The organism is Pantoea sp. MBD-2R (assembly GCF_039134845.1).
Classification (GTDB): Bacteria; Pseudomonadota; Gammaproteobacteria; order Enterobacterales; family Enterobacteriaceae; genus Erwinia.
Genome location: NZ_CP152417.1, coordinates 865,297 through 892,285, shown reverse-complemented (window position 1 = coordinate 892,285; position 26,989 = coordinate 865,297). Strand labels below are relative to the sequence as shown.

The 26,989-nt window shown below is 52.4% G+C and carries 19 protein-coding genes; 11 read left to right on the top strand and 8 right to left on the bottom strand.

Annotated features, from left to right (window positions below; translation table 11 throughout):
- From AAGQ96_RS04010 to AAGQ96_RS03980, 7 genes are all read left to right on the top strand, one after another.
- Positions 1 to 1,320 carry an MFS transporter gene (locus tag AAGQ96_RS04010; RefSeq protein WP_342754914.1) on the top strand — a complete coding sequence of 440 codons (1,320 nt, stop codon included), beginning with the start codon at positions 1 to 3 and terminating at the stop codon, positions 1,318 to 1,320.
- 78 nt (positions 1,321 to 1,398) lie between these two features.
- Complete coding sequence (locus AAGQ96_RS04005; RefSeq protein WP_342754913.1) at positions 1,399 to 2,814, top strand: sodium:solute symporter family protein; 1,416 nt, start codon at positions 1,399 to 1,401, stop codon at positions 2,812 to 2,814.
- A 1-nt stretch (position 2,815) separates the two neighbouring features.
- Entirely contained in the window at positions 2,816 to 4,003 is a 1,188-nt protein-coding gene (locus AAGQ96_RS04000; RefSeq protein WP_342754912.1) for an exo-alpha-sialidase, read from the top strand.
- Positions 4,000 to 4,248, top strand: a complete 249-nt coding sequence (locus AAGQ96_RS03995) for a YhcH/YjgK/YiaL family protein (protein WP_147195294.1) — start codon at positions 4,000 to 4,002, stop codon at positions 4,246 to 4,248. Before AAGQ96_RS04000 ends, AAGQ96_RS03995 begins: the two co-directional genes overlap by 4 nt.
- Positions 4,245 to 4,922, top strand: a complete 678-nt coding sequence (locus AAGQ96_RS03990) for an SDR family oxidoreductase (RefSeq protein WP_147195293.1) — start codon at positions 4,245 to 4,247, stop codon at positions 4,920 to 4,922. The genes AAGQ96_RS03995 and AAGQ96_RS03990 overlap by 4 nt, the downstream gene beginning before the upstream one ends.
- Before the next feature lie 166 nt (positions 4,923 to 5,088).
- On the top strand, positions 5,089 to 5,730 hold the full coding sequence (locus AAGQ96_RS03985) for a DNA-binding protein (protein WP_342754911.1): 642 nt from the start codon (positions 5,089 to 5,091) through the stop codon (positions 5,728 to 5,730).
- 205 nt (positions 5,731 to 5,935) lie between these two features.
- Positions 5,936 to 7,225, top strand: coding sequence for a glycoside hydrolase family 28 protein (locus AAGQ96_RS03980; protein WP_342754910.1), 1,290 nt, complete (start codon positions 5,936 to 5,938; stop codon positions 7,223 to 7,225).
- 136 nt (positions 7,226 to 7,361) lie between these two features.
- On the opposite strand, the gene yacL is transcribed toward AAGQ96_RS03980, so the two are convergent.
- A complete protein-coding gene (gene yacL / locus AAGQ96_RS03975; RefSeq protein ID WP_147195288.1) occupies positions 7,362 to 7,724 on the bottom strand; it encodes a protein YacL in 363 nt (120 codons plus the stop codon).
- 343 nt (positions 7,725 to 8,067) lie between these two features.
- Complete coding sequence (locus AAGQ96_RS03970) at positions 8,068 to 8,877, bottom strand: trypsin-like serine protease (protein ID WP_342754909.1); 810 nt, start codon at positions 8,875 to 8,877, stop codon at positions 8,068 to 8,070.
- Positions 8,878 to 9,355: 478 nt separating this feature from the next.
- Here AAGQ96_RS03970 and AAGQ96_RS03965 point away from each other — a divergent pair, with 478 nt between their 5' ends.
- Positions 9,356 to 9,712, top strand: a complete 357-nt coding sequence (locus tag AAGQ96_RS03965; RefSeq protein WP_342754908.1) for a hypothetical protein — start codon at positions 9,356 to 9,358, stop codon at positions 9,710 to 9,712.
- Between the two features lie 144 nt (positions 9,713 to 9,856).
- Here AAGQ96_RS03965 and acnB read toward each other — a convergent pair whose 3' ends face one another.
- Both acnB and AAGQ96_RS03955 read right to left on the bottom strand, forming a co-directional pair.
- Positions 9,857 to 12,454 carry a bifunctional aconitate hydratase 2/2-methylisocitrate dehydratase gene (gene acnB / locus AAGQ96_RS03960; RefSeq protein WP_342754907.1) on the bottom strand — a complete coding sequence of 866 codons (2,598 nt, stop codon included), beginning with the start codon at positions 12,452 to 12,454 and terminating at the stop codon, positions 9,857 to 9,859.
- Between the two features lie 791 nt (positions 12,455 to 13,245).
- Entirely contained in the window at positions 13,246 to 14,244 is a 999-nt protein-coding gene (locus AAGQ96_RS03955; RefSeq protein ID WP_342754906.1) for an aldo/keto reductase, read from the bottom strand.
- Positions 14,245 to 14,343: 99 nt separating this feature from the next.
- Between AAGQ96_RS03955 and AAGQ96_RS03950 the strand changes: the two genes are divergently transcribed.
- Both AAGQ96_RS03950 and AAGQ96_RS03945 read left to right on the top strand, forming a co-directional pair.
- Positions 14,344 to 15,252 carry a LysR family transcriptional regulator gene (locus tag AAGQ96_RS03950; protein WP_342754905.1) on the top strand — a complete coding sequence of 303 codons (909 nt, stop codon included), beginning with the start codon at positions 14,344 to 14,346 and terminating at the stop codon, positions 15,250 to 15,252.
- A gap of 197 nt (positions 15,253 to 15,449) precedes the next feature.
- Complete coding sequence (locus tag AAGQ96_RS03945; protein ID WP_342754904.1) at positions 15,450 to 16,424, top strand: Rpn family recombination-promoting nuclease/putative transposase; 975 nt, start codon at positions 15,450 to 15,452, stop codon at positions 16,422 to 16,424.
- Positions 16,425 to 17,997: 1,573 nt separating this feature from the next.
- Here AAGQ96_RS03945 and lpdA read toward each other — a convergent pair.
- The 4 genes from lpdA to pdhR form a co-directional block, all read right to left on the bottom strand.
- Positions 17,998 to 19,422 carry a dihydrolipoyl dehydrogenase gene (gene lpdA, locus AAGQ96_RS03940; protein ID WP_168199670.1) on the bottom strand — a complete coding sequence of 475 codons (1,425 nt, stop codon included), beginning with the start codon at positions 19,420 to 19,422 and terminating at the stop codon, positions 17,998 to 18,000.
- A gap of 182 nt (positions 19,423 to 19,604) precedes the next feature.
- Positions 19,605 to 21,500, bottom strand: coding sequence for a pyruvate dehydrogenase complex dihydrolipoyllysine-residue acetyltransferase (gene aceF / locus AAGQ96_RS03935; RefSeq protein WP_342754903.1), 1,896 nt, complete (start codon positions 21,498 to 21,500; stop codon positions 19,605 to 19,607).
- A gap of 13 nt (positions 21,501 to 21,513) precedes the next feature.
- A complete protein-coding gene (gene aceE / locus AAGQ96_RS03930) occupies positions 21,514 to 24,177 on the bottom strand; it encodes a pyruvate dehydrogenase (acetyl-transferring), homodimeric type (protein WP_147195271.1) in 2,664 nt (887 codons plus the stop codon).
- A 143-nt stretch (positions 24,178 to 24,320) separates the two neighbouring features.
- The gene (gene pdhR / locus AAGQ96_RS03925) at positions 24,321 to 25,085 is read right to left on the bottom strand and encodes a pyruvate dehydrogenase complex transcriptional repressor PdhR (protein ID WP_147200517.1); all 765 of its coding nucleotides are present in this window, start codon (positions 25,083 to 25,085) and stop codon (positions 24,321 to 24,323) included.
- Between the two features lie 505 nt (positions 25,086 to 25,590).
- Here pdhR and AAGQ96_RS03920 point away from each other — a divergent pair.
- Complete coding sequence (locus AAGQ96_RS03920) at positions 25,591 to 26,946, top strand: amino acid permease (RefSeq protein ID WP_342754902.1); 1,356 nt, start codon at positions 25,591 to 25,593, stop codon at positions 26,944 to 26,946.
- Positions 26,947 to 26,989 lie beyond the last annotated feature (43 nt).

Sequence of the window (26,989 nt, the reverse complement as noted above, 5' to 3'; positions counted from 1 at the left end):
ATGAATACTGTTGCAGGAAACACCCGTATCCGCTGGTGGATTGCTGGCCTGATGTGGCTGGCGATTGCCATCAACTATATCGACCGCACCGTGCTGTCTGCGGCCGCCCCCCATCTGATCGACGAACTAAGCCTCAAGCCTGAAATGATGGGCTTTATTATGGCGGCGTTTTTCTGGTCCTATTCGCTGCTACAAATTCCGGCGGGCTGGTTTGCCGACCGTTTCGGGCAGAAAAAAGGGCTGGGTCTGGCAGTCGCCTGGTGGTCTATCGCCACCTCAATGATGGGGCTGGCGACCGGTTTTAAATCCCTGCTGGCACTGCGTCTGGCATTAGGCGTGGGCGAAGCGGCGGCTTATCCGAGCAATGCCGGGATCACCGCCCGCTGGTTCCCGGATAAAGAGCGCGCTACCGTTTCCGGCCTGTTCGACAGCGCCTCAAAATTCGGCGGCGCGGTGGCAATGCCGCTGATCGTCTGGATGATTTATCTGTTCGACTGGCGTCTGACCTTCCTGGTCATCGGTGGCGTCGGGTTGTTCTGGGTCATTGCCTGGTACTTTATCTACTCGGAAAACCCGGAAGATCACAAGTACATCAGCCCGCAGGAAGTAAATCTGATCCGTCAGGGCCAGGCCCGCCAGCACGGCGACAAAAACGTGAAGCCGATGAAATGGTACAAGCTGCTGCGCTATCGCAATATCTGGGCGATGTGCATCGGCTTCTTCACCATCAATTACACCTCCTATTTCTTTATTACCTGGCTGCCGACTTACCTGGTAAAAGAAAAAGGCATGGATTTTATCAAAATGGGAATGATTGCCGCCCTGCCGCTGCTGTGCGGAATGATTATTGAGGTCGCGGCTGGCTGGGCATCCGATCGGATAGTGCATAAAAAAGTGCTGTCGCTGACCGCCACCCGCAAGCTGTTCCTGACCATTGGCCTGCTGATGGCGCTGTGTATTGGTTTTGCGCCTTTTACTGACTCCGTCTTTATGACCGTTTTTCTGCTCTGCGTCGCGAAATCCGGCACTACGGTCGCTGCTTCGCAAGTCTGGGCGCTGCCCGGCGACGTTGCGCCGAAAAACAGCGTCTCTATCGTCGCCGGTTTGCAAAATACCGTCTCGAATATGGGCGGCGCGGTGGGGCCGATCGTCACCGGCGCTATCGTTGCGGCGACCGGTTCCTTTACCTGGGCGCTGGTCTTCTCCGCCGTGCTGGTGGTGATTGGCATCCTTAACTATCTGTTCCTGATGGGCAAAGTCGAACCCATTGACGACCACGACTCACTGCCGGCTCACCAGGTGTCGATGGGGCGCGTTTAACCCCTTTTCCTTAAACCCTACACAAGCGCGAACAGAACCTGAAGGTCGGCGCGCTTACACTCTTTGTGAGGCATCACTATGAAAGAGTTTTCCAACCAGGGCACGCTGATCATTATTGTAATGGTCGTGGGCTACATTTTGTTTACTACCTGGCTAACGTTCCGGTTAAGAAGTAAAAGCTCCGGCGATTTTATGGAAGGTGCGCGCTCCATGCCGGCCTTTATCGTTGGGATAATGCTGATGTCGGAATATATCGGTGCCAAATCTACCGTGGGTACCGCCCAGGCGGCGTTTGAAGACGGTTTTGCCGCCTCGTGGTCGGTAATTGGTGCCGCTATCGGCTTCCCGATTTTCGGCCTGCTGCTGGTAAAACGCATTTATAACACCGGAAAAATCACCATTTCTGGCGCAATTGCCGAGAAGTACGGTAGCACCACGAAAAACATCATCTCCCTTATCATGATTTACGCCCTGCTACTGGTGAACGTCGGTAACTACGTCAGCGGCGCGGCAGCGATTTCCACCGTGCTGAAAGTAAACCTGCCGGTGGCCGCTTTTATTACCGCTATCGTCAGCACGTTCTATTTTGCTTTTGGCGGCATGAAAGGAATGGCATGGGTGACCATGCTGCACAGTGCGCTGAAATATATTGGCATTCTGATTATTCTTGGTGTGGCGCTGAAAATGACCGGCGGCATTACGCCAATGGTGCAAAAAATGCCGGATTTCTACTGGACGTGGGACGGTCATGTCGGTGCCAGCACCATTATGGCCTGGCTGATCGGCACGATCGGGTCGATCTTCTGTACCCAGTTCGTGATTCAGGCGATCTCCTCGACAAAAAGCCCGGCAGCCGCGCGCCGTGCCACCTGGGTGGCGTTCTTTTTCTGCCTGCCGATTGGCCTCGCGATTGCGCTAATTGGCGTGGCGGCCAAGTACCTTCATCCTGAAATCAACAGCCTGTATGCGCTGCCGGTATTCTTGCAGGATATGAATCCGTGGCTGGCGGGCATCGTGACGACTTCGCTGGTGGCTTCGATCTTTGTCAGCGTCGGCACCGTCGCGCTGGCCATTACGTCATTGATCGTGAAAGATTTTTACGTGCCGTATCGTCATCCTACACCGGAGCGCGAATTTAAAATGACGCGTCTGCTGTCGCTGGCGATTGGCTTTGCGCCGCTGATTTTTGTGCTGTTCGTCCCGGAAGTGCTGAAGCTGTCGTTTTTTACGCGCGCCATTCGTCTTTCGATTTCCGTGGTGGCGATCATCGCCTTCTATCTGCCGATGTTCAAAAGCGCGCGTGGAGCCAACTGGGGCTTGATTGGCGCCTGCGTAATGACCTCCGTCTGGTTTGTGCTCGGCGATCCCTTTGGCATTAACAACATGTATATCGCGCTGATCACCCCAGCGGTGATTATGGTTATCGACCACCTGATCCCGCGTCGCGTAACCGTTAAAGAAACCGAAAACACGCTGCAAAAAAGTGGAGCCTGATATGACTCAGCAAACCGTGGAACGCGATGGCCTGGTACATCCCGCAGACAATGATGCGGCCCTGCAAGTGGCGATGCTGCCTTCCGTCTGCCCACAAAATCATGCGGCTAATCTGCTGCCGCTGCCGGATGGCGATCTGCTCTGTACCTGGTTTGGCGGCACTCAGGAAGGCATTGCGGATATTTCCGTCTGGTGTTCACGGCTGGCGAAAGGCAGCCAGCGCTGGAGCGAACCGCTGAAGCTTTCCGACGACAGCAGCCGTTCTGAGCAGAACCCGGTGCTGTTTCTCGATCCCGAAAACGTACTGTGGCTAATGTACACCGCGCAGAAGTCAGGCAATCAGGATACCGCTATTGTTCGCTTCCGCCAGTCCGGCGATCTGGGCAAAACCTGGGGGCCCATCGCCACGCTGCTGGATAAGCCCGGCACCTTTATCCGCCAGCCGGTGGTGGTGCTGGATAACGGCAACTGGCTGCTGCCGGTGTTTTACTGCCTGACGCAGCCCGGTGAAAAATGGGTCGGCAACGCGGACACCAGCGCGGTAAAAATCTCCTCCGATAAGGGCAGAACCTGGCGGGATGTTGCCGTACCGGAAAGTACCGGTTGCGTGCATATGAACATTACGCTGCTGAAGGATGGCTCCCTGCTGGCACTGTACCGCAGCCGCTGGGCGGATCATATTTATCTCAGCCGCTCCTTCGATCGGGGCGAGAGCTGGTCGGTTCCGCAGCCAACCGATCTGCCGAATAACAACTCGTCGATCCAGGTGACGACGCTGGCGAATGGCGATCTGGCGCTGGTATTCAATGCCATGAGCGCCGAAGGCGCCAGTGAACGCCGCCTCTCCTTATACGATGAGATAGAAGATGAGGATGATGTCGCCGTCGCAACGCAGCCCGTTGTGCACAGCGGTAAGACCGCTTTCTGGGGGGCGCCGCGAGCGCCAATGACGCTGGCGATTTCGAAAGATGGTGGCCAGAGCTGGCCGTGGCAGCGCAATCTGGATGAAGGCGACGGCTACTGTATGACCAATAACTCACAGCAGAAGCTGAACCGCGAATTCTCCTATCCGACCATCAAAGAGGGTGTGAACGGCGAGCTGCATATTGCTTACACGTATTTCCGCCAGGCGATCAAATATGTTCGCGTCAGCGAGGCATGGGTGCTGGCAGCAAAGGAGGAGCAATGATCACCGGGCATTTAACGACGCTGCCGCTGGCAACCTTGCCACATCTGCTTAGCAATCTGCCGGCAAGGCCAGGGTACCAGCTTGCCATATTACAAGCGCATGATGACGGCAAAATCCAGCCGGTCGGTGAAGCAGGGTTCTGCACAATCGGCGTGGCGCAGACCGCGCCCTCAGAAAGCCCCCATACGGAATTTCACCGCCAGTACCTGGATATTCAGGTGGTGCTGGAAGAGGAAAAGCGATGAACCGTCATGCCCTGGTCACCGGAGCCAGCTCCGGTATTGGCGCGGCCGTCACCGATAAGCTGCTGGCTGAAGGCTGGCGCGTGACCGGTCTCAGTCGTACAGCGGTTAAGCGCGATAATCCACATTTTGCCTCGCGTTCGGTCGATCTTTTCGATACTGCTGCATTAAAACAGACGCTGGCCACGCTGCCGCCGGTCGATGCCATTATTCATGCAGCAGGCATGATGACGGCCGCGCAGCTGGGCGAGCTGGATGATGGCGTTAGCGAACAGCTTTGGCACCTGCATATCCGGGTCGCGGAGATCCTCGCTAACGAGCTGGTGGCGCAGTTACCAAAAGGAGGACGTATTGTTTTACTGGGCAGCCGCACGTCGACCGGCGCGGCGGGTCGTAGTCAGTATGTCAGCACCAAATCGGCGATGAAAGGTATGGTCAGAAGCTGGGCGGCCGAGCTGGCTCCTCGCGGCATTACGGCCAATATTGTTGCGCCAGGTGCAACGGAAACGCCGATGCTGACTAAGCCTGGACGCGAAAGCTCCCCCCCTAAACTCCCGCCGATTGGGCGCTACATCCAGCCGCAGGAGGTTGCCGCACTGGTCAGTTTTTTACTCTCCCCCACCGCCGATGCCATGACCGGCCAGGAGCTGGTGCTGTGTGGGGGAGCATCGTTGTAATCCTTTGTTATTGCTAATTTTAATATCTATCTCATTGAACAGCGAGCCATGACGTCATTTACTGTGCAGCTGGGCGACCAGGCTCAACCCCGCTTTACCAGTATTGATAATTAAATTTACAAACTGGTCAACTGAGCATGTGATAGTGGTCAAATGGAGGTGCCATATGAGCAATGCAACTATCGCTAAAGATCGGGCTGCTACTACTGGCTTAAACGAATACCAGCTGAATCTTCTCAAACGTATTAATAATATCGCTCTGGGCTTGATGCCTGAGTTTGAAGATAAATCAGAGGCTATGGGTGCTGTCAGCCTGGATGACAAGACTCTGTTTCAGCGCTTGTACACCACGATGCTGGAGCAAAATACACGCGTGCCTGACAGCGAGTTACGCAAGAATCGCCGTCGCCGTGAGCATCTTGAGAAGTTCTACGACCAGCTTCAGGAGATGGGAGGAACGCTCAAGGTACATGACGTTGCAAACATCCCTGGCATCTCTCGCCAGGGCGTTCACGCGCGTGTGAAAAAAAACAAGTTGCTTGCCTTTAAGCAGAACGGCGACTTTATCTATCCACGTTTTCAGTTCACCGATTCTGGACTACTGCCGGGGTTCGAAGAGGTTATGGGTGCTTTCGATCCTGCCATTCATCCGATGATGATTTTGAACCTACTGAAGACTCCGATTGATATATATGGAAATGGCGTTCGTCGCTCACCCATTGATATATTGCAGAGCGGTGCGAATAAAAGAGAAATGGACGTGTTAATCCGAAATGCCAATCTCTTTGGCGCTGATATGGCGAGCTAAAAAAAGAGGGGCACCTGCCTGCCTTGTGCCACCTTTTCAGGTTTGAAATTCCATTTATTCATCCTGCTTTCTCCTCCTTATCGAACTTTCGACTGATGACAATTCGAAAATGTCTCCTCTGATCCTGCACAAGAACGCGGCGTATTAAAAATGATAAATTCAGAACCTGTTTCTCCTCTGTTTCATCTACCTTAAGGCAGGAAAAATGGCCGTCTTAAACGTTTTAGATTTTGATGCGGTTCCTGATGCAACAACTTTATCCACCCAGGCCATTCAACGCGCTATCGACCGGGCTGCGCCTGGCGACAGCGTCCTGATCCCGGCGGGCCGTTTCCTCACCGGTTCACTGTTTTTAAAAAGCCATATGACGCTGGAACTGGCCGAAGGCGCAGTGTTGCTGGGCAGCCAGCAATTAGTCGATTACCGCAGAATCGAGACTCGTATCGCCGGAATTGACATGCCCTGGCCTGCGGCAATCATCAATATCAATCAATGTCGGAATGTTAAAGTCACCGGCGCGGGCACTGTCGATGGCCAGGGCGCGGTCTGGTGGCAACGATTCTGGGGCGATGACGAAAAAAGCGGTGTGCTGGCGGAATACAGCGAGCAAGGGCTGCGCTGGGTAGTGGATTACGAATGTGAGCGCCCGCGAAACGTGGTGGTTTATCAGAGCGATGAAGTCGAACTGAGCGGTTTCACTTCGCGCGAATCGGGCTTCTGGAATATTCATCTTTGCTATTCAAAACACGTTATTTTGCAAAACGTAAAAGTCAGCAACTCCACAGGCCCAAGCACCGACGGTATTGATATCGACTCCTGTCAGCATGTGCGCGTCGAGCGCTGCATGGTTTCCTGCAACGATGACAATATCTGCGTCAAATCAGGCCGTGGCGCTGAAGCACAGACGCTGGCAAGAACGGCCAGTGAGATCATCATTCGTGATTGTGAATTGCATAAAGGGTCCGGGATTACGCTGGGCAGCGAAACCTCTGGCGGCATCGAAAAAGTGATTATTGAGCATAATCGTTTCTTCGGTACCGGCGTGGGCTTTCGCATCAAGTCTGCCCGCAATCGCGGCGGCTTTATCCGAGACATTATCGTGCGTCATCTGACGCTGAAAGATGTCTGTTATCCTTTTATGATGCAGCTGAACTGGTTTCCGCAATACAGCTATGGCCAGAAAATCAGCGACGATCGGCCGCTGCACTGGCGTAAACTCAGCGAGGGTGTGGAAGGCATTGAAGGATTAACGCGGGTGGAAAATATCACTATTTCACATATCACCAGCCAGCTTACTCAGCCGCAGAATTTCTCCCGCGCATTTTTTATTGAAGGTGCCGCAGAATGCCCGATCAAGAATCTTACCTTCAGCCATCTTCACTTGCAGGCGCAGGAGTTTGGTAAAATTGCTGGCGTTACCCATCTGCGTTTTGAACAGGTTAATGTGGATGCGCCAGCGATGACGCTGACGGAAAACGATACTTACGAACGTTGATGGACGAATGAATGCGGCAGGCGGGATAGAAACCGCCAGCTCGACTCCCTATCGGCAGGCGTTTACGCGCAATCTGCACAACGGTTGCCTGAGACGAAAACCGCAATGAACGTTGCCCGGCCTGCCTTGCCCGGAACTATCTTCCCTGCAAGAAAGCACGGTAGGCAGCAATCACCGCCAGAAAATCCTCCACGCCGCAGAAGCACAGGCTTTCTTCGTCGTAGTAACTCATGCCCTCCTCCATCTCGTCGCCTTCGATGCTGAGCAGGTTGGCGCGAATAATCACTTCTTCTTCATCCAGCCAGATCGTGTATTCACGCCCTACGCGCTGCCACTGACGCTCGCTGCCTTTAACTTCAGCGACGGCGGCTTCAACCTCATCCAGCAGGGCCAGATTGTCTGCCGCTTCTTCATTAAACCAGTGGCCGACGGCTTCATGTCCCATCGACATGCGCACCTTCACGCCGCCGGTGATATCCCGTAAAAATTCGTATTCCATGTTGTTTACCTCAAACCTGATTGCGTGTGCTGATGCGCCGGGCGCGAATGATGGCGGATAGTGGGCATTATCGCAACCTGTCGGAAAAAAACAGCGAGTGGATAGCGGTATTGGGGAAATGATTGTTGATTCAAAATTGGCGGATCTTTTGCCGGCCCCGGAAGGCTAATGCCTGCTGATGCTGCATCGGGCAAACCTTGCCAGCGCTGAGGCCAGGATGGTCTGCTGCACCGTGCTCTTGCCCAAACCTGCCGGCACTTGAGAAAAAGAGCGGCGATCGTATTATCAGTCCCGATCGGTATGCAGGGGCCGAAATTGAAAGATCCCGCCCCTGTCTGGAACACTATAAGTTATCAGTAATAAATTTATAATTACTGCCGCTCAGTGTGGTGTAATAAGTCAAGGTTGTCGGATCACCCGGATCATCTCCAGAACCACTTGATAAAACCCCCACTATCTTTCCATTGAGAGGACTATCATTTTGATAACCAATTAGTGCAGCTCCCGATTCCCCTCCATAAGTAAGGCATTTAGTCAAAGCAACAGCAGATGAGTACAGATGCCCATCAATTTTAAAGCGAGCTGTATATTGGTTAAACTTCCCAATTTTTTCTATTAATCCACTCGGATAGCTCACACTACCAAAAAAAGCATCAGGAAGGTCTGCTGTAATCTCTGTAATTGGATAAGTTCGAGTGGGATAATTTTTGGTTGTCGTTATCACTGCAATGTCATGATCGGAATTGTCTAAATTCATCTCTGGATGTATGGCGATACTTTTAATCTCATAGGCAGTTCCAGGTTCGGGTTCATGGAGTCCGGCCGTGATGTAAACCTTTTTACCTTTTTCTTGATACTGCTGCATATTATATGCAACATGCCCTGCGGTCAGTATTTTGTCAGGGCTAATAAACGTTCCCGTTCCCCAGTCTGCGGGTTTACCAGAGGAATCATTGACGTAGATCATAACTACCGAGGGAAGACTGTAACCAGAGGGGAATAAGGTATGAATATCATCTCCTGGATTACAGTGGCCTTCTGCTTTGATAGCTGAATCTGAAAATTTTATATTCTCAGCGCGAGCCGTTCCGCTAAAAGGGATCAGTAAGCATAAAATAATACCCGAGCCTGAAATAATAGTTTTACTTTTCATTTAAAGCCTCTTTAAAATGAGGTATAGGGTAACAAGGGAGTTTCATTTATGAAAATAATTTCATCTACCGCTTTTATTTTTCAGCCACGCTATAACTTATCGTTTTGATTTATTTTTAACGGCAGAGATCTAATTTTCCACCTGGTTAAGATCAATGATAACCCCCTTACTCGGTTTGACTTAAATCAAATATATTTCCGGACTCTCGCACATCCACCAGCCCATTGTTCTTTTGTTTAAGAAGAAATGATTATTCAGAAGCTTCAAACTATATTGTCAATGACGATACGACTCAGTTCCCGCGACAACAGAGGCTCGTTGACATAGATTTTATTAATCCAGCCATCGATAACAACCACCTTTTCCTGCCCCTTCGTTATACTGATAGCCAGGCGCGAGACAGAGAGACCTTAACCGTTCATGGCTGATATCTCGCTAAATTCCAGGCTAACGCCACTTTACGAAAGGCCAACGACAGGTGAAATTTAACGTCATTCTGGCAGTCACAACCTGCCTGTTTTCATCAATCCCATTGACCAGCCTGGCGGATACGCAGTGTGGCCCTTTTCATCTTCAATCTTCTGCCGAGGGAAAAGTATCCAGCGTTAACGGCGTCAAAGTGAGAAAACAGAAGATCGATTTTTTGGAGCGCAAGGAAGACTACAACAACGTGTCGATGCGATGGATCGTTGCCGCGACTAAGTTTCAGGGAGATTACGCCATGCATTACGTGAAGCAAAAAGGCAAGCCGACGCTGGACGTCGAGATCGTGCGTAGCAGCCGCAGCGGGATCCGCATTTCTGGTTCGTATGATTGTGAGAAAAAAGATCAATAGCGCCGGTGATGTTGCCAGCGTGCACAATGACTGGAGCCGTTACTGAATGCCTGCAAATTGCCCATAAAAAAACCGGAGCTGGATAACCCCGGTTTAAGCCAGTCGACAGGATCCGGCGAGCGTTGAGCATCGCCGAATCAGCCGTTATACCGCAGTCTGGAAGATCACGCCGTCAGCTTTGTCGGTGTACTGAGCCAGCTGATCGAAGTTCAGATAACGATAGGTATCCACCGCCGTCTTATCAACCTGATTCATAAACTGCTGATACTCGTCCGGTGTCGGTAGCTTGCCCAGCAGCGAGGAAACCGCCGCCAGCTCTGCTGAAGCCAGATACACGTTGGCACCCGTCCCTAAACGGTTCGGGAAGTTACGGGTTGAGGTTGAAACCACCGTCGCGCCATCCTGCACGCGCGCCTGGTTACCCATACATAATGAGCAGCCTGGGATTTCAATACGCGCACCGCTTTTGCCAAACACGCTGTAGTAGCCCTCTTCGGTCAGCTGAGCCGCATCCATCTTGGTTGGCGGCGCAACCCACAGACGGGTTGGCAGCTGGCCTTTATGGCTGTCCAGCAGCTTACCGGCGGCGCGGAAGTGCCCAATGTTGGTCATGCAGGAACCGATAAAGACTTCATCAATCTTCTCGCCCTGCACGTCCGACAGCAGACGAGCGTCGTCCGGATCGTTTGGCGCGCACAGGATCGGCTCTTTGATTTCCGCCAGATCGATCTCAATGACCGCTGCATATTCTGCATCCGCATCGCCTTCCAGCAGTTGCGGATCCGCCAGCCATTTTTCCATGCCCTGGATACGGCGCTCCAGCGTACGGCGATCGCCATAGCCCTCAGCAATCATCCATTTCAGCAGAACGATGTTGGAGTTGAGGTATTCGATAATCGGATCTTTGCCCAGCTTAATGGTACAGCCCGCCGCAGAACGCTCGGCAGAAGCATCGGAAAGCTCAAATGCCTGCTCAACTTTCAGATCCGGCAGTCCTTCGATTTCCAGGATGCGGCCAGAGAAGATGTTTTTCTTCCCTTTTTTCTCAACGGTCAGCAAGCCCGCTTTGATCGCATACAGCGGAATAGCATGGACCAGATCGCGCAGCGTAATGCCCGGCTCCATTTTGCCTTTGAAGCGCACCAGCACCGATTCCGGCATGTCCAGCGGCATTACGCCCGTCGCGGCAGCAAAGGCCACCAGACCAGAACCCGCCGGGAAGGAGATGCCGATTGGGAAACGGGTATGCGAATCGCCGCCGGTGCCCACGGTATCCGGCAGCAGCATACGGTTCAGCCAGCTGTGGATAATACCATCACCCGGACGCAGCGAGACGCCGCCTCGGTTCATAATGAAGTCCGGCAGCGTGTGGTGTGTGGAGACGTCAACCGGCTTCGGATAGGCGGCGGTATGGCAGAAAGACTGCATCACCAGGTCGGCAGAGAAGCCCAGACACGCCAGATCTTTCAGTTCATCACGGGTCATCGGCCCGGTGGTGTCCTGAGAACCGACGGAGGTCATTTTAGGTTCGCAATAGGCGCCCGGACGAACACCTTCGGTGCCGCAGGCGCGACCTACCATTTTCTGCGCCAGCGAGTAGCCACGCGTGCTTGCCGCTACATCTTTTGCCTGACGGAACACGTCGCTGTGTGGCAGACCTAAAGCTTCACGGGCTTTGGTTGTCAGACCGCGACCGATAATCAGCGGAATACGACCGCCTGCACGCACTTCATCAAGCAGCACGTCGGTTTTCAGCGAGAAGTTCGCCAGCACTTCGCCAGTCTCATGGTTTTTCACTTCGCCTTTGTACGGCCAGATGTCGATAACATCGCCCATATTCAGGTTCTGCACGTCCACTTCAATCGGCAGTGCGCCAGCATCTTCCATGGTGTTGAAGAAGATTGGCGCAATGTTGTTACCCAGCACCACGCCGCCGCCTTTTTTGTTCGGCACGTAAGGAATATCGTCGCCCATAAACCACAGGACGGAGTTGGTTGCGGATTTACGCGATGAACCCGTACCGACCACATCACCAACATAGGCCAGCGGGAAACCTTTCGCCTGTAGCGCTTCAATCTGCCTGATTGGGCCAACGTTACCTGGCTCATTCGGCTCAATGCCCTCACGATCGTTTTTCAGCATCGCCAGAGCGTGCAGCGGGATATCAGGACGGGACCAGGCATCAGGCGCAGGAGAAAGGTCGTCGGTGTTGGTTTCGCCAGTGACTTTAAAGACGGTAACGGTAATTTTTTCAGCCAGTTCCGGGCGGGAAAGATACCATTCAGCATCGGCCCACGACTGGAGGATTTTTTGTGCGTGTGGGTTACCGGCTTTCGCTTTTTCTTCTACATCGTAGAAACTGTCGAACATCAGCAGCGTATGGGACAGCGCTTTCGCCGCAATGGGTGCCAGCTTTTCATCATCAAGCGCATCGATCAGCGGATGAATGTTGTAGCCGCCCTGCATGGTGCCCAGCAGCTCAATCGCTTTTTCAGGAGTAACCAGAGGAGAAGTCGCCTCGCCTTTTGCGACGGCAGCCAGGAATCCGGCTTTGACATACGCCGCTTCATCTACGCCCGGCGGAACTCGATTGATTAACAGATCAGACAGGAATTCTTCTTCACCCGCTGGCGGGTTTTTCAGCAGTTCAACCAGCGCGGCCATTTGGGAAGCATCTAACGGTTTAGGAACGATCCCCTGGGCAGCACGCTCGGCAACGTGCTTACGGTATTCTTCTAGCACGACGTTCTCCTCGCTCACATTGTAATGACCGGGCGCCCTCAGGCAAACTGCGCTTTTCTGTAGGGTAAGGTGCCCGGTTTTGCGTGGGCCAGCATAGCAGGATTTTGGTGGGTTGTTAATCTGTTTACAAAAAAGCAACATCACCACAGGGTCAACAACATGGACTAATTGCGTAATAAAAAGCCGGTTCAGGCGGCGCATGCGCTGTTTTTTTAGATGCTGCCCCAACCTGTTGAAAAGCGCACACAGCCTCGATTAGCCTTCTTTTTACAGGGGATTTAATACGACGATAAGCCGTTGATGCAAAAGCAACAGCACGTTTAATTGCTTATTGTTTCGTTACGGCTACCGCTAAGTTAAGCCCCTAACGCGTACAAATTAGCTGGACAAATATTTCCGGTTTTTTTATGGCGTAATGCGGTTTCCTCCTGAACGCGAGCAAAATGGTGAAGAGCAGCGAGTTGTTAAATAACCCCTTACCGGTTTATCACTTCAGTGAATGATATGAATGTGTTATCAACGCTGATTCAGGAAAAGTTATGGAAACGGGGATAAATTTCACGCCGGAAACCGATCCTGTGTATTTAAACATGATGGCGCTACTTTCTAAGCGGCCTGGACGGCAGTGAACAGTAGCGGCTGCATCATAAGCCAGCGTTTTAAGAAGAAAGTTGACGCATAGCGTTAAAAAACCCTTTTCCCGGGCTGCTGTTTTAGGTGATTAATAATCAACAAATTAGAAAGAAACGTAGAAAAAGGGTCAGAATGGCGTTATGCGTTTTATCGTGCTGTTACCTTTCCACCAGCGCGAACTCGTTTTCACTGTAACGCTCTCCGGCGATGTTTTCCGGGCTGAAAAGTTGGTCAAGTAACGCGACATCCTCCGCCATCAGCACGATATCTGCCGCCCGGCAGTTATCTTCCAGATGAGCGATTTTCCGTGCGCCAGGAATGGGAACAATGTGCTGCCATTTTGCCAGCACCCAGGCCAGAGCGAGCTGCGCTGTTGTACTGTTGTAGCCTGCTGCCATCTCACCCAGCTGACCGAGCAACTTTTCATTATGGGCCAGGGCATCCGGCTGAAAGCGCGGTAGCGTGCGGCGGTAGTCCCTCTCATCCAGCGTAGACGGCGCCGCCAGTTTTCCGGTCAGAAAACCGCGACCTAAGGGACTGTATGGCACAAAACCAATGTTCAGTTGCTGGCAGGTTGCCAGCACATCGCGCTCAACGTCCCGACTCCATAGTGAATATTCGCTCTGTAAAGCACTAACGGGATGAATAGCATGGGCGCGACGCAGCGTCTCGCTGGAAACTTCTGATAACCCTACGTGTAGAATTTTTCCTTCCCGCACCAGATCGGCCAGCGTTGCCATGACTTCTTCTACAGGCACGGCAGGATCCGGGCGATGCTGATAAAAGAGATCGATGGCCTCAATATTTAATCTTTTCAGCGACGCTTCTGCGACTTTACGGATATTAGCAGGCTGACTGTTAACGCCTTTAATCCTTTCCCAGCCCTCACCTTGCGGCAGGATGTTAAAGCCGAATTTTGTAGCGACTTTAATTTGTTCTTTCCGGCCTTTCAGCGCTTTGCCCAGCAGTTCTTCGTTATCGAAAGGCCCATAAACCTCTGCCGTATCCAGAAAATCGACACCCAAATCAAAAGCGCGATGCAGAGTATTGATGGCCTGCTGCTCATCGCTTTTGCCATAGGCAAAGGTCATTCCCATGCAGCCCAGACCGATAGTGGATACTTCCAACCCCTGATGACCTAATGTTCTGCGCTTCATAATTATCTCCGTTGATTTGCGATAAAGTCGTTATACTTTGCCCGGTTAAAATCAACAATTGACGTTTTTAAAGCGGATTAATGAAGAGTTTTCACTAATATGAAATCACGGGCTACGTTACAGGAACTGGAAATTTTTACCGCTATTGCGCGGCATCGTAATTTTCGTAAAGCGGCAGAGGAACGTAACGTTACGCCTTCCACCCTTAGCCATACGATCTCCAATCTCGAACAGCGGATCGGCGTCCGGTTGCTTAACCGTACTACCCGTAGCGTCTCGCTAACCGAAGCCGGGCAGGCTTTTTTGCAACGCATTGAACCCGCAATCCAGGATCTTTCGCTGGCTGTAGATGAGCTGAATGACTGGCGCATAGCGCCACGCGGCACGTTGAGATTGAATCTGCCGCGCAGCGCCGAAGCGCTTTACCTTCGCACGGTGCTACTCCCCTTTCGTGAACGCTATCCTGATATCGCGCTGGAAGTGACGACCAGCGATGGCCTGATCAATATTGTCGAAACGGGTTTTGATGCCGGCGTGCGCTTTGGCGAAGCTATCCCGCAGGATATGGTTGCCATTCCTTTTGGCCCCCGATTACAGGGTGCGGTGATTGCCAGCCCGGATTTTATTGAACGTTTCGGCGTTCCGCAGCATCCGCTGGAACTGGTGGATTTCCCCTGCATTCAGCGCCGTTTCCCCAGCGGGATAAACTACAAATGGGAGTTCTGCGAAAACGGCCGACCGCTCAATATCGCGGTTGCAGGCGGCCTGACGCTGGACAGTGATTACATTATGATTGAAGCCGTTGGTGCAGGTGCGGGCCTGGCGTTTGTCATCAGGGATTTGGTGCGTTCAAAGCTAAAAAGCGGTGAGTTGGTGGAAGTACTGGCAGATTTCGCGGCACCGTCAGAAGGCTTTTCGCTTTATTACCCGAGCCGGAAATATCATTCCACCGCACTAAGCTGCTTTATTGCGTGGCTGAGAGCGTTTAACCGGGCATGTGAATCCTAAAATAGATGCAATAGCGTTAAGACTTCGCTGTTTGCAAAAACGCATTGACGAAGGATGGCATGCTAGCGACAACATTGGTTTGTTATTGCTGACGTGGGGGACACATACCGCTCCCGATAAACTGCGGGTATGCAGGCCCGGATTTCGTTATAATTCCCCTTCTCGAAAAGAGAATTCCAAGGACAACGGAGCAGGGAATGTCTGACAGGAAAGCAAAGGGCCGCAGGAACGCGAACCCGACACCGCACGATCTCGCCTTTAAACAGTTTCTGACCCATCCCGCTACCGCACGGGATTTTATGCAGCTGCATCTGCCCGCGGAGCTGCAGGCCGTCTGCGATTTCAGCACTCTTAAGCTGGAGTCCGGCAGCTTTGTTGAGGAAACGCTTCGCCCCTATTTCAGCGACGTGCTCTACAGCCTGAAAACCACGGCCGGCGATGATGGCTACGTCCACGTTCTTATCGAACACCAGTCCACGCCGGACAGGCACATGGCGTTCAGGCTTCTTCGCTACGCGGTGGCGGCCATGCAGCGCCACCTTGACGCCGGGCACAAAAAGCTGCCGCTGGTGATACCGGTGCTGTTTTATACGGGAAAGCGCACTCCCTATCCCTATTCAACCCGCTGGCTGGATGAATTTAATCATCCCGGGCTGGCCGGTAAGCTTTACGGCGGTGAGTTTCCGCTGGTTGACGTCACGGTGATTTCCGACGACGAGATAATGGGCCACCGCAGCATGGCTGCCCTGACGCTGCTGCAAAAGCATATTCACCGGCGCGACCTGGCAGAGCTGCTGGACAGGCTGGCGACCCTGCTGCTGAGAGAACCGGTTACGGGACAACAGCTGACATCGCTGATAAACTACCTGATACAGACGGGTGAAACGGCAGACGCAGAGGCGTTTGTACGCGAACTGGCACAGCGTGTGCCGCAACATGGAGACGCTTTGATGACCATCGCACAACAGCTTGAACAGAAGGGCATTGAAAAAGGTCTTGAGAAAGGTCTTGAGAAGGGCATTGAGAAAGGCATACAGCTTGGTGAAAAGCGTGGCATTGAGAAAGGTAAACTCGAAGTTGCCAGCACCATGTTGCAGAACGGCCTGGATCGCAATACCGTCATGAAGATGACCGGGTTAACTGAAGACGATCTGGCGCAAATCCGCCATTGATAATTTACTGCTAAACCTGCTGCCCGACCGTCAGGATATACTGATGAAACAGGGGTAACCCCCTGTTTAGCCTCAGCCATCCCTCAGTTTTTTCATGTTGCTGCGTTCTCCCTTAGATGCACCTAACGCACCTTAGAGTATGTGCCTTAAGAAGCAGTTTTTAACGTAAGGGCATCACTATTCTCCCCAAGAACGACACCAGGTATTTGGCTGTTAGCTCTGTGGCAACTCTACCTTTTCAGAAATCATTTTCTACACCTGATGTAAAAAATCTGGCGGATTGTTCCCTCATCCAGCCTGCCCCTACGCTCTGGCATACGTTTATATACCGGACTAAATTATCAATATTTTTGATGTGATTTGAGATCACAATCAGTAATTGTTCATATAAATATTTATTCACAAACCATGCACAAAGGTATGATGAAGTGGCGCTATATCCTTCAGAATGGTTTAGCCGGAATGGTATTGAATTCCCCCGAGTAAAGACCTGTAATGCCTGACTTCCTAAGTATTTGCATGACGAATATGTCATTAGTGCAAATCTGTCGGGAATAGAAGAAATCTGGCTCGCGGGAAAAAACTCGAACGTCGAAAGTAGTCAGTTAATCTTATATAACCTCGGTACTATCCAGGCATCCGGCATTGATAATAAAAATGTGGAATTTATCAGTATCCATCCACCTCAGTCTGTTCTGAAAAAATTTGGCAGAGGAAGATAATCTGCGTAGCGATTGTAACGCGCCGGTTTTTGCGTGAAGGGATCATTAACGGCCCACGTTTATTCAGAGCAATATGTTTCTATGCAGCTTCAGCGCGGCAGGATAATGACTGCAGTCAGGAGCAGGAACGGATGTTGTTATGTGGTGAATTGCTTGAAACGCACCCCGGATCTCCAGAAAGTAACGGAAACAGAATTAGGATTGTAATCGAGTTTCTGCGTGAGCACTTGACCGTAAAACCGCAGCTGGAGGTATTGGCTCAGGTTACTAATTTAAGCAAATATTACTTGATTCGCCGCTTTACCCAACACACTGGAATGCCACCGGTTTATCCCCACGCATGTGGGGAACACTTGTCGGTAACGACAAACCCGCCAACTACACTCGGTTTATCCCCACGCATGTGGGGAACACTGCGCAACGGCGGACTGTACTGGTGGTTATACCGGTTTATCTCCGCTGGCGCGGGGAACACTCAGCACCCCACCGGAAAATGGGTCGGATGGACGGTTTATCCCCACGCATATGGGGAACACTTTCTTTCCGCTCCACCAGTCGCCTTGGTGTGCGGTTTATCCCCACGCATGTGGGGAACACCCAAAATTTATCCAGCTGAAAAATAAAAAATTTTCATCACGCCTAAATGCTACGGATTTTTTTATCTGACTTAAGCATTTTTTACAATGCGCTTTCAGCGAACGCCAGTAAAGCATTGCCATTAACGCCTTAAGCATAAACGTTAATCTTGAGTGAATTAAGCACAACAGGAGCGGGGCGGGAAAATTGCTGCCTGTCCCAAAAAATCCAAAAAAAAAGCCTCCAGCGAGGAGGCTTTTCATCAGCAAAGAAACTTACTTCTTCTTCGCTTTCGCATTTGGCAGGTCGGTAATGCTGCCTTCGAAGATTTCAGCAGCCAGGCCTACAGACTCATGCAGCGTCGGGTGAGCGTGGATGGTCAGCGCAATGTCTTCCGCATCACAACCCATCTCAATTGCCAGACCAATTTCACCCAGCAGCTCGCCGCCGTTGGTACCGACAACCGCACCACCAATCACGCGGTGGGATTCTTTGTCGAAAATCAGTTTGGTCATACCGTCTGCGCAGTCGGAAGCGATAGCACGACCGGACGCTGCCCATGGGAAGGTCGCCGTCTCGTAGCTGATGCCCTTCTCTTTCGCTTCTTTCTCGGTCAGACCAACCCAGGCAACTTCTGGCTCGGTGTAAGCGATAGATGGGATCACTTTCGGGTCGAAGTAGTGTTTCTTACCGGAAATCACTTCTGCCGCGACGTGACCTTCATGAACGCCTTTGTGCGCCAGCATAGGCTGACCAACGATATCGCCAATAGCAAAAATGTGCGGCACGTTGGTACGCATCTGCTTATCGACACGGATAAAGCCGCGGTCATCAACTTCCACGCCCGCTTTACCTGCATCCAGACCTTTACCGTTCGGCACGCGACCAATCGCAACCAGCACCGCGTCATAACGCTGTGGTTCCGCTGGCGCTTTTTTGCCTTCCATCGAAACGTAGATACCGTCGTCTTTGGCTTCAACGGCCGTGACTTTGGTTTCCAGCATCAGGTTGAACTGCTTAGAAATACGCTTAGTGAAGACTTTCACCACGTCTTTGTCAGCCGCAGGAATCACCTGATCGAACATCTCTACCACATCAATCTGAGAACCCAGCGCGTGATAAACCGTCGCCATCTCCAGACCGATAATACCGCCGCCCATAACCAGCAGACGCTCAGGGACCTCTTTCAGCTCCAGCGCATCGGTGGAATCCCATACGCGAGGATCCTCATGTGGAATGAAAGGCAGCTGGATTGGGCGCGAGCCCGCCGCGATAACGGCATTGTCGAAGTTGATGGTGGTAGTACCCTCCTCGCCTTCAACAACCAGCGTGTTAGCGCCGGTGAATTTACCCAGACCGGTGACCACGTTAACTTTGCGGCCTTTCGCCATGCCAGACAGACCGCCGGTCAGCTGGTTAATGACTTTTTCTTTCCAGGAACGAATCTTGTTGATATCGGTCTGCGGCTTGCCAAACACGATACCGTGCTCTTCCAGCGCTTTAGCTTCTTCAATCACTTTCGCGACGTGCAGCAACGCTTTGGAAGGGATACAACCGACGTTCAGACAAACCCCGCCCAGGGTGCTGAAACGCTCAACGATGACGGTTTCCAGACCTAAATCAGCAGCGCGAAAGGCTGCAGAATAACCTGCAGGACCTGCCCCAAGTACCACGACCTGAGTTTTGATTTCTGTACTCATCATGACCTCTTAGTTAACCGCTGGGATATTCATTCATCCACCGGTACGTTTGCATCGCAAGAGTTTACAGAATTGTTAATGAACTGCAAACCACTTGATAAGAAACGTTTTCAACTACCTTGTCGACTTAAAACATCGCAAGTCGGCGATAAGAAGGCCGGCGTTCGCCGGCCTCAGACTCTTTACATCACCAGACGGCGGATATCCGCCATGATGGTTGCGATGTAGGCCGCAAAGCGCGCGCCTGCTGCACCATCAATCACACGGTGATCGAAGGAGAGCGACAGTGGCAGCATCAGGCGTGGAACGAACTCTTTGCCGTTCCAGACAGGTTCCATCGACGATTTAGACACGCCAAGGATTGCCACTTCCGGTGCATTAACAATTGGCGTAAATGACGTGCCGCCAATGCCGCCCAGGCTGGAGATGGTAAAGCAGCCGCCCTGCATATCGCTGGCCGTCAGCTTGCCGTCGCGGGCTTTCTTCGAAATCACCGACAGTTCGTTGGAGAGTTCAATGATGCCTTTCTTATTCACGTCCTTAAAGACCGGAACCACCAGGCCGTTTGGCGTATCGACCGCCACACCGATGTTAATGTACTTTTTCAGCGTCAGCTTCTGACCATCTTCCGACAGCGAACTGTTGAAACGTGGGAACTCTTCCAGCGCTTTGGCAGCCGCTTTCATGATGAACACCAGCGGGGTGATCTTCAGATCCAGTTTCTTTTTCGCTGCTTCGTCGTTCTGCTGCTTGCGGAAAGCTTCAACTTCCGTGATGTCGGCTTTGTCGTGTTGGGTAACGTGAGGGATCACGATCCAGTTACGGCTCAGGTTAGCACCAGAAATTTTCTGGATGCGACCCAGCTCGACTTCTTCAATTTCACCAAACTTGCTGAAGTCCACTTTTGGCCATGGCAGCATGCCAGGCAATCCGCCGCCGGCCGCTGCCGCTGGGGCAGTTTCCGCGCGTTTTACTGCGTCTTTCACGTAAGCCTGAACGTCTTCTTTCAGGATGCGGCCCTTACGACCGGAACCTTTAACCTTCGCCAGGTTAACGCCGAATTCACGGGCCAGACGACGGATAACCGGCGTTGCGTGAACGTAAGCGTCGTTCTCAGTGAAGTCGCCTTTCGACTCGGCTTTAGCCGGCGCTGGCGCCGGAGCCGCTGCGGCCTGTTTTGGCGCAGGGGCAGCGTCTTCTTTTTTCGCCGCAGGAGCCGCTGCTGGCGCAGCGCCTTCTACTTCGAAGACCATAATCAGCGAGCCGGTGCTAACTTTGTCGCCGGTAGCGATTTTGATCTCTTTAACCGTACCCGCGAATGGCGCAGGGACTTCCATAGACGCTTTATCGCCTTCTACGGTGATCAGCGACTGCTCGGCAGCCACTTTGTCGCCCACTTTCACCATGATCTCGGTGACTTCGACTTCGTCGCCGCCAATGTCAGGCACTTCTACATCTTTTGCACCGCTGGCTGCTGCCGGTGTGGCTGCCGCTTCTTCTTTCACTTCCGGTTTCGCTTCTGCGGTTGGCGCAGAACCGGTCGTTTCGAAGATCATAATCAGTGAGCCGGTACTAACTTTGTCGCCCGTACCGATTTTGATCTCTTTAACCGTGCCGGCAAATGGCGCAGGCACTTCCATGGAGGCTTTATCGCCTTCCACAGTGATCAGCGACTGCTCGGCTTCCACGGTGTCGCCCACTTTGACCAAAATCTCAGTGACTTCCACTTCGTCGGAACCGATATCCGGCACGTTCACTTCTTTATTTTCTGCGCTTGCGGTCTGCGGCTGCGCAGCTTCTTTCTTCTCTTCCGCTTTCGCCGGTGCCGCTTCTGTAGCCGCGCCGTCAGCCGATTCGAAGACCATAATCAGCGAGCCGGTTTCTACTTTGTCACCGGTGGCGATTTTGATCTCTTTCACCACGCCAGCTTCCGGCGATGGCACTTCCATGGAGGCTTTGTCGCCTTCCACGGTGATCAGTGACTGTTCCGCTTCAACCTTATCGCCCACCTTGACCAGGATCTCGGTGACTTCCACTTCGTCTGCACCGATATCCGGTACCTTGATTTCGATAGCCATTAATCTTTACCTCTTATGCCAGACGTGGGTTGACTTTGTCGGCATCGATATTGAATTTGGTGATGGCTTCCGCCACCACGTTCTTATCGATTTCACCACGTTTAGCCAGTTCACCCAGAGCTGCAACCACCACGTAAGACGCATCCACTTCGAAGTGATGACGCAGGTTCTCGCGGCTGTCGGAACGGCCGAAACCATCGGTGCCCAGCACGCGGTAATCGCTGGCTGGCATGAAGGTACGGATCTGCTCGGCAAACAGTTTCATATAGTCGGTAGATGCCACTGCTGGTGCATCGTTCATGATCTGCGCAACGTAAGGTACGCGCGGCTCATCCGTTGGATGCAGCATGTTCCAGCGCTCACAATCCTGACCATCACGAGCCAGTTCAGTGAACGAGGTAACGCTGTATACATCGGAACCTACGCCGTAGTCTTTCGCCAGAATCTGCGCGGCGTCGCGTACGTGACGCAGGATTGAACCTGAACCCAGCAGCTGCACTTTCCCTTTACTACCTTCAATCGTTTCCAGCTTGTAGATACCCTTACGGATACCCTCTTCCGCACCCTCTGGCATGGCAGGCATGTGGTAGTTTTCATTCAGCGTGGTGATGTAGTAGTAAATGTTTTCCTGCGCGTCGCCATACATCCGCACCAGACCGTCATGCATGATGACCGCCACTTCGTAGGCGTAAGCGGGATCGTAAGAGATACAGTTAGGGATGGTCAGTGACTGAATGTGGCTGTGACCATCTTCATGCTGCAAGCCTTCGCCGTTCAGCGTAGTACGACCGGAGGTACCACCAACCAGGAAGCCGCGAGCCTGCTGATCGCCGGCTGCCCAGCACAGATCGCCGATACGCTGGAAACCAAACATGGAGTAGTAGATGTAGAACGGGATCATCGGCAGGTTGTTGGTGCTGTAAGACGTTGCCGCCGCCAGCCAGGATGCGCCTGCGCCCAGTTCGTTAATCCCTTCCTGTAGGATCTGACCTTTTTCGTCTTCTTTATAATAAGCAACCTGCTCACGGTCCTGCGGCGTGTACTGCTGGCCGTTCGGGCTGTAAATACCAATCTGACGGAACAGGCCTTCCATACCGAAAGTACGCGCTTCGTCGGCGATGATCGGAACCAGACGATCTTTGATCGACTTGTTCTTCAGCATCACGTTCAGCGCACGAACGAAAGCGATGGTGGTGGAAATTTCTTTGTTCTGCTCGTCCAGCAGCTGACGGAAATCTTCCAGCGCAGGCATTTCCAGCTTCTCGCTGAAGTTTGGCTGGCGGGTTGGCAGGTAGCCACCCAGCTTCTCACGCTGACCGTGCAGGTATTTGTACTCTTCCGACGCTTTGTCGAAGGTGATGTACGGCAGATTTTCAATGTTGGCGTCGTCCACCGGCACGTTGAAACGATCACGGATATAGCGCACGCCATCCATGTTCATTTTCTTCACCTGGTGCGCGATGTTTTTACCTTCAGCGGTGTCACCCATACCATAGCCTTTGATGGTATGCGCCAGAATCACCACAGGTTTGCCTTTGGTGTCCTGCGCTTTTTTCAGTGCCGCATAGATTTTTTTCGGATCGTGGCCGCCACGGTTCAGCGCCCAAATCTCGTCGTCGGTCATGTCTTTGACCAGCTCTGCCGTCTCCGGGTATCTGCCGAAGAAGTGCTCACGCACGTAGGCACCATCACGAGATTTGAAGGTCTGATAGTCACCGTCAACGGTTTCGTTCATCAGCTGAACAAGCTTGCCGCTGGTATCTTTTCTCAGCAGCTCGTCCCAGCGAGCGCCCCAGATAACTTTGATCACTTCCCAGCCTGCACCGCCAAAAATGCCGGCCAGCTCGTTGATGATTTTGCCGTTACCTGTTACCGGTCCGTCCAGACGCTGGAGGTTACAGTTGATGATGAAGACCAGGTTGTCCAGCTTCTCACGGGTGGCGATGGTGATCGCACCTTTGGATTCCGGTTCATCCATTTCGCCGTCGCCCAGGAAGGCGTAAACGGTCTGCTGCGCGGTATCTTTCAGACCACGATGCTCAAGATATTTCAGGAACTTAGCCTGGTAAATCGCGCCGATTGGACCCAGGCCCATTGACACAGTCGGGAACTGCCAGAAGTCAGGCATCAGCTTCGGATGCGGGTAAGAAGACAGGCCTTTACCGTGAACTTCCTGACGGAAGTTGTTCATCTGCTCTTCGGTCAGACGCCCTTCCAGGAACGCACGTGCGTAAACGCCTGGAGAAATATGGCCCTGGAAGTAAACCAGGTCGCCGCCGTCTTTTTCGCTGCGCGCGCGGAAGAAGTGGTTAAAGCACACTTCATAAATAGTCGCGGAAGACTGGAAGGATGACATATGGCCACCCAGCTCCAGATCTTTCTTCGACGCGCGCAGAACGGTCATGATCGCGTTCCAGCGGATTGCGGAACGAATACGACGCTCCAGTGAGGTATTGCCCGGGTAGTCGGGTTCATCTTCAACAGCAATTGAGTTAACGTAGTTGCTGGCCCCAGCGCCTGCCGCTACCTTCACGCCGTTTTTGCGTGCTTCACTCATTACCTGATCGATCAGGAACTGCGCGCGCTCAACACCTTCTTCACGGATGACCGATTCGATCGCCTGTAGCCAGTCGCGAGTTTCAATCGGATCCACGTCATTGTGTAAACGTTCTGACATGGGGGTATTCCTTATCTGTGTCTAATACGTTGAATTGTCTGGAGCCTGTCTCCTTGTGCTCTGATTCATTCCAAAGCACAAGGAGACAGGCCCTTCGTTGTACCCTTTAATTTTGGGTCGAATTGCCGCGTTATTTTTACGCGTTATTCCTTACGTTGCTGTAAACGGCGTAAGGAGCGCTCTCGACGACTCTGCTCCCGACTTCTGTCCAGCAATATTTCCTCAATAAACGCCAGATGGCGGTGTGAGGCTTCACGTGCCTTTTCAGGCTCGCGTGCCACAATCGCCTCAAAAATTCTGGCGCGGTGACCGCCTACTTTTGCCAGCATTTCGCGGCGCGAGTAGAGCAATTCAAAATTCTGTCGAACGTTTTGCTTCAGCATCGGCCCCATTGAACGAAGCAGATGCAGCAGAACCACATTATGGGCAGCTTCTGTGACAGCGATCTGATACTGCATAACGGCATCGGCTTCCGCATCAAGATCGCCGCTGTCCTGAGCCGTTTGAATCTGTACATGGCAATGGCGGATCCGCTCAATGTCGTCATCCGTTCCCCGCAGCGCCGCATAGTAGGCAGCAATGCCTTCCAGCGCATGGCGCGTTTCGAGTAAATCGAACTGGGATTCAGGATGGCCAGCCAGCAGCTCAACTAGCGGGTCGCTCAGGCTTTGCCACAGGCTGGTCTGGACGAAAGTGCCGCCACCCTGGCGGCGCAGCAGCAGGCCTTTTGCTTCAAGGCGCTGAATAGCTTCACGCAGGGAGGGACGAGAGACATCGAACTGTTTTGCCAGTTCGCGTTCAGGAAGCAGCTTTTCACCGGGACGCAGCGTCCCTTCCATGATCAGGGATTCGAGCTGCTGCTCAATAGCATCGGACAGCTTTGGTTGGCGGATTTTGCTGTAAGCCATCATCCCTTCTTGTTTCCAGAAGCCTGAGTAAATTGGTAATACCAATTGCAAAAAGTTGCCCGTAAAGTAACAAAGTATTCACCTGATGTCTATATGGCATCCGGGCAAAACCAGACCCATGTCTCGTTTTTGCCGCATGCCTTGCTGGCAGAAAAGACCAGTCAAAAAAAGAACAAATGTTAATTTTTTTAACTTTTTTAAGCAGGGCAACCGCTTACGTCAAAGTTAGCGAGCAAGGGTCATAAGAGAAAACTATTCGTCATCATTTGTGATTTATGTAAAAAACAGTAAGGCCGCCATGACGACGCTTTTTTGCGCGTTCTCCAGGCAGAAACAGAGAAAGCGAGTGCATTGGCAGGCGCTTATCATTATTCTTGACGCGAAGGTAGCATTGACCTCTTTTTCTTACATCACTCACTGTAAACAAACCCATACATTGGACGTAAAAAAAGAATGACACAGGCTCGCCCTCAATGAAAAAAATAACGACATCACGAGGTTTATTATGGAACAACAGCAGGGCGAAATGCTGAAGCGCGGGCTTAAAAACCGCCATATTCAGCTGATCGCGTTGGGTGGTGCTGTCGGCACCGGCCTGTTTCTGGGGATTGCACAAACGATCAAAATGGCCGGCCCGTCCGTATTACTGGGCTATGCCATTGGCGGCTTTATCGCCTTCTTAATTATGCGTCAGCTGGGCGAAATGATTGTTGAGGAGCCGGTAGCCGGTTCATTCAGCCATTTCGCTTATAAATACTGGGGTAACTTTGCTGGTTTCGCTTCCGGCTGGAACTACTGGGTGCTGTATGTTTTGGTGGCAATGGCCGAACTGACCGCAGTAGGCAATTATATTCAGGTTTGGTATCCGCAATTCCCTTCCTGGGCAGCAGCAGCCATCTTTTTTGTCTTAATTAACGCCATCAATCTGAGCAGCGTGAAAATCTTCGGTGAAATGGAGTTCTGGCTGGCGATCGTGAAAGTTGTTGCCGTTGTGGCGATGATTGTCTTTGGCTGCTGGCTGCTGTTCAGCGGCAACGGCGGGCCGGATGCAGCCGTTAGCAATATCTGGGCGATTGGCGGCTTCTTCCCCCACGGCCTGGGCGGACTGGTAATGGCGATGGCGATCATCATGTTCTCCTTTGGCGGTCTTGAGCTGGTAGGCATTACCGCTGCGGAAGCGGATAATCCGGAAAAAAGCATTCCTCAGGCCACCAATCAGGTGATCTGGCGCATCCTGATTTTCTATGTCGGCTCCATTATCGTGCTGCTTTCGCTCTATCCGTGGACCAAGGTCACCGAGCACAGCAGCCCGTTCGTGATGATTTTCCACGATCTTGGCGAAACGCTGGCGGCGAATATCCTCAACCTGGTCTTCCTGACTGCGGCGCTCTCGGTTTATAACAGCTGCGTTTATTCTAACAGCCGCATGCTTTATGGCCTGGCTCGTCAGGGCAATGGACCGAAAGCTTTGCTGAAGGTTGACCGTCGCGGCGTGCCTTATGTGGCGCTGGGCTTCTCTGCGCTGACCACCGCAATTTGCGTGCTGGTAAACTATTTGATGCCGGGCGAAGCGCTAAACCTGTTTATGGCACTGGTGGTATCGGCATTGGTCATTAACTGGGCGATGATCAGCTACGCGCACTTAAAATTCCGCCGTAAGAAAGATCAGCAAGGGGTGCAAACTCGCTTTAAAGCGATGTTCTACCCTGCGGGCAACTGGATCTGCCTGCTGTTTATGGTCGCCATTCTGGTGATCATGGCGCTAACGCCGGGTATGGCAATCTCCGTCTGGCTGATCCCTGTCTGGGTGGCTGTTTTGGCTGTCGGTTACGCAGTAAAAAACCGCATGCAAAAAGCCTGATTGTTCGGGGCGCTTCGGCGCCCCTGTTTTATGCTTTTCATTC

Excerpts from the sequence above, each read along its gene's own strand:
- yacL (WP_147195288.1), bottom strand. The coding sequence starts at position 7,724 with ATGGAATACGAATTTTTACGGGATATCACCGGCGGCGTGAAGGTGCGC.
- AAGQ96_RS03920 (WP_342754902.1), top strand. The coding sequence starts at position 25,591 with ATGGAACAACAGCAGGGCGAAATGCTGAAGCGCGGGCTTAAAAACCGC.
- AAGQ96_RS03985 (WP_342754911.1), top strand. The coding sequence starts at position 5,089 with ATGAGCAATGCAACTATCGCTAAAGATCGGGCTGCTACTACTGGCTTA.
- AAGQ96_RS03950 (WP_342754905.1), top strand. The coding sequence starts at position 14,344 with ATGAAATCACGGGCTACGTTACAGGAACTGGAAATTTTTACCGCTATT.
- AAGQ96_RS03970 (WP_342754909.1), bottom strand. The coding sequence starts at position 8,877 with ATGAAAAGTAAAACTATTATTTCAGGCTCGGGTATTATTTTATGCTTA.
- AAGQ96_RS04010 (WP_342754914.1), top strand. The coding sequence starts at position 1 with ATGAATACTGTTGCAGGAAACACCCGTATCCGCTGGTGGATTGCTGGC.
- AAGQ96_RS04005 (WP_342754913.1), top strand. The coding sequence starts at position 1,399 with ATGAAAGAGTTTTCCAACCAGGGCACGCTGATCATTATTGTAATGGTC.
- AAGQ96_RS03995 (WP_147195294.1), top strand. The coding sequence starts at position 4,000 with ATGATCACCGGGCATTTAACGACGCTGCCGCTGGCAACCTTGCCACAT.
- AAGQ96_RS03980 (WP_342754910.1), top strand. The coding sequence starts at position 5,936 with ATGGCCGTCTTAAACGTTTTAGATTTTGATGCGGTTCCTGATGCAACA.
- AAGQ96_RS04000 (WP_342754912.1), top strand. The coding sequence starts at position 2,816 with ATGACTCAGCAAACCGTGGAACGCGATGGCCTGGTACATCCCGCAGAC.
- AAGQ96_RS03945 (WP_342754904.1), top strand. The coding sequence starts at position 15,450 with ATGTCTGACAGGAAAGCAAAGGGCCGCAGGAACGCGAACCCGACACCG.
- AAGQ96_RS03990 (WP_147195293.1), top strand. The coding sequence starts at position 4,245 with ATGAACCGTCATGCCCTGGTCACCGGAGCCAGCTCCGGTATTGGCGCG.
- lpdA (WP_168199670.1), bottom strand. The coding sequence starts at position 19,422 with ATGAGTACAGAAATCAAAACTCAGGTCGTGGTACTTGGGGCAGGTCCT.
- AAGQ96_RS03955 (WP_342754906.1), bottom strand. The coding sequence starts at position 14,244 with ATGAAGCGCAGAACATTAGGTCATCAGGGGTTGGAAGTATCCACTATC.
- aceF (WP_342754903.1), bottom strand. The coding sequence starts at position 21,500 with ATGGCTATCGAAATCAAGGTACCGGATATCGGTGCAGACGAAGTGGAA.
- aceE (WP_147195271.1), bottom strand. The coding sequence starts at position 24,177 with ATGTCAGAACGTTTACACAATGACGTGGATCCGATTGAAACTCGCGAC.
- pdhR (WP_147200517.1), bottom strand. The coding sequence starts at position 25,085 with ATGGCTTACAGCAAAATCCGCCAACCAAAGCTGTCCGATGCTATTGAG.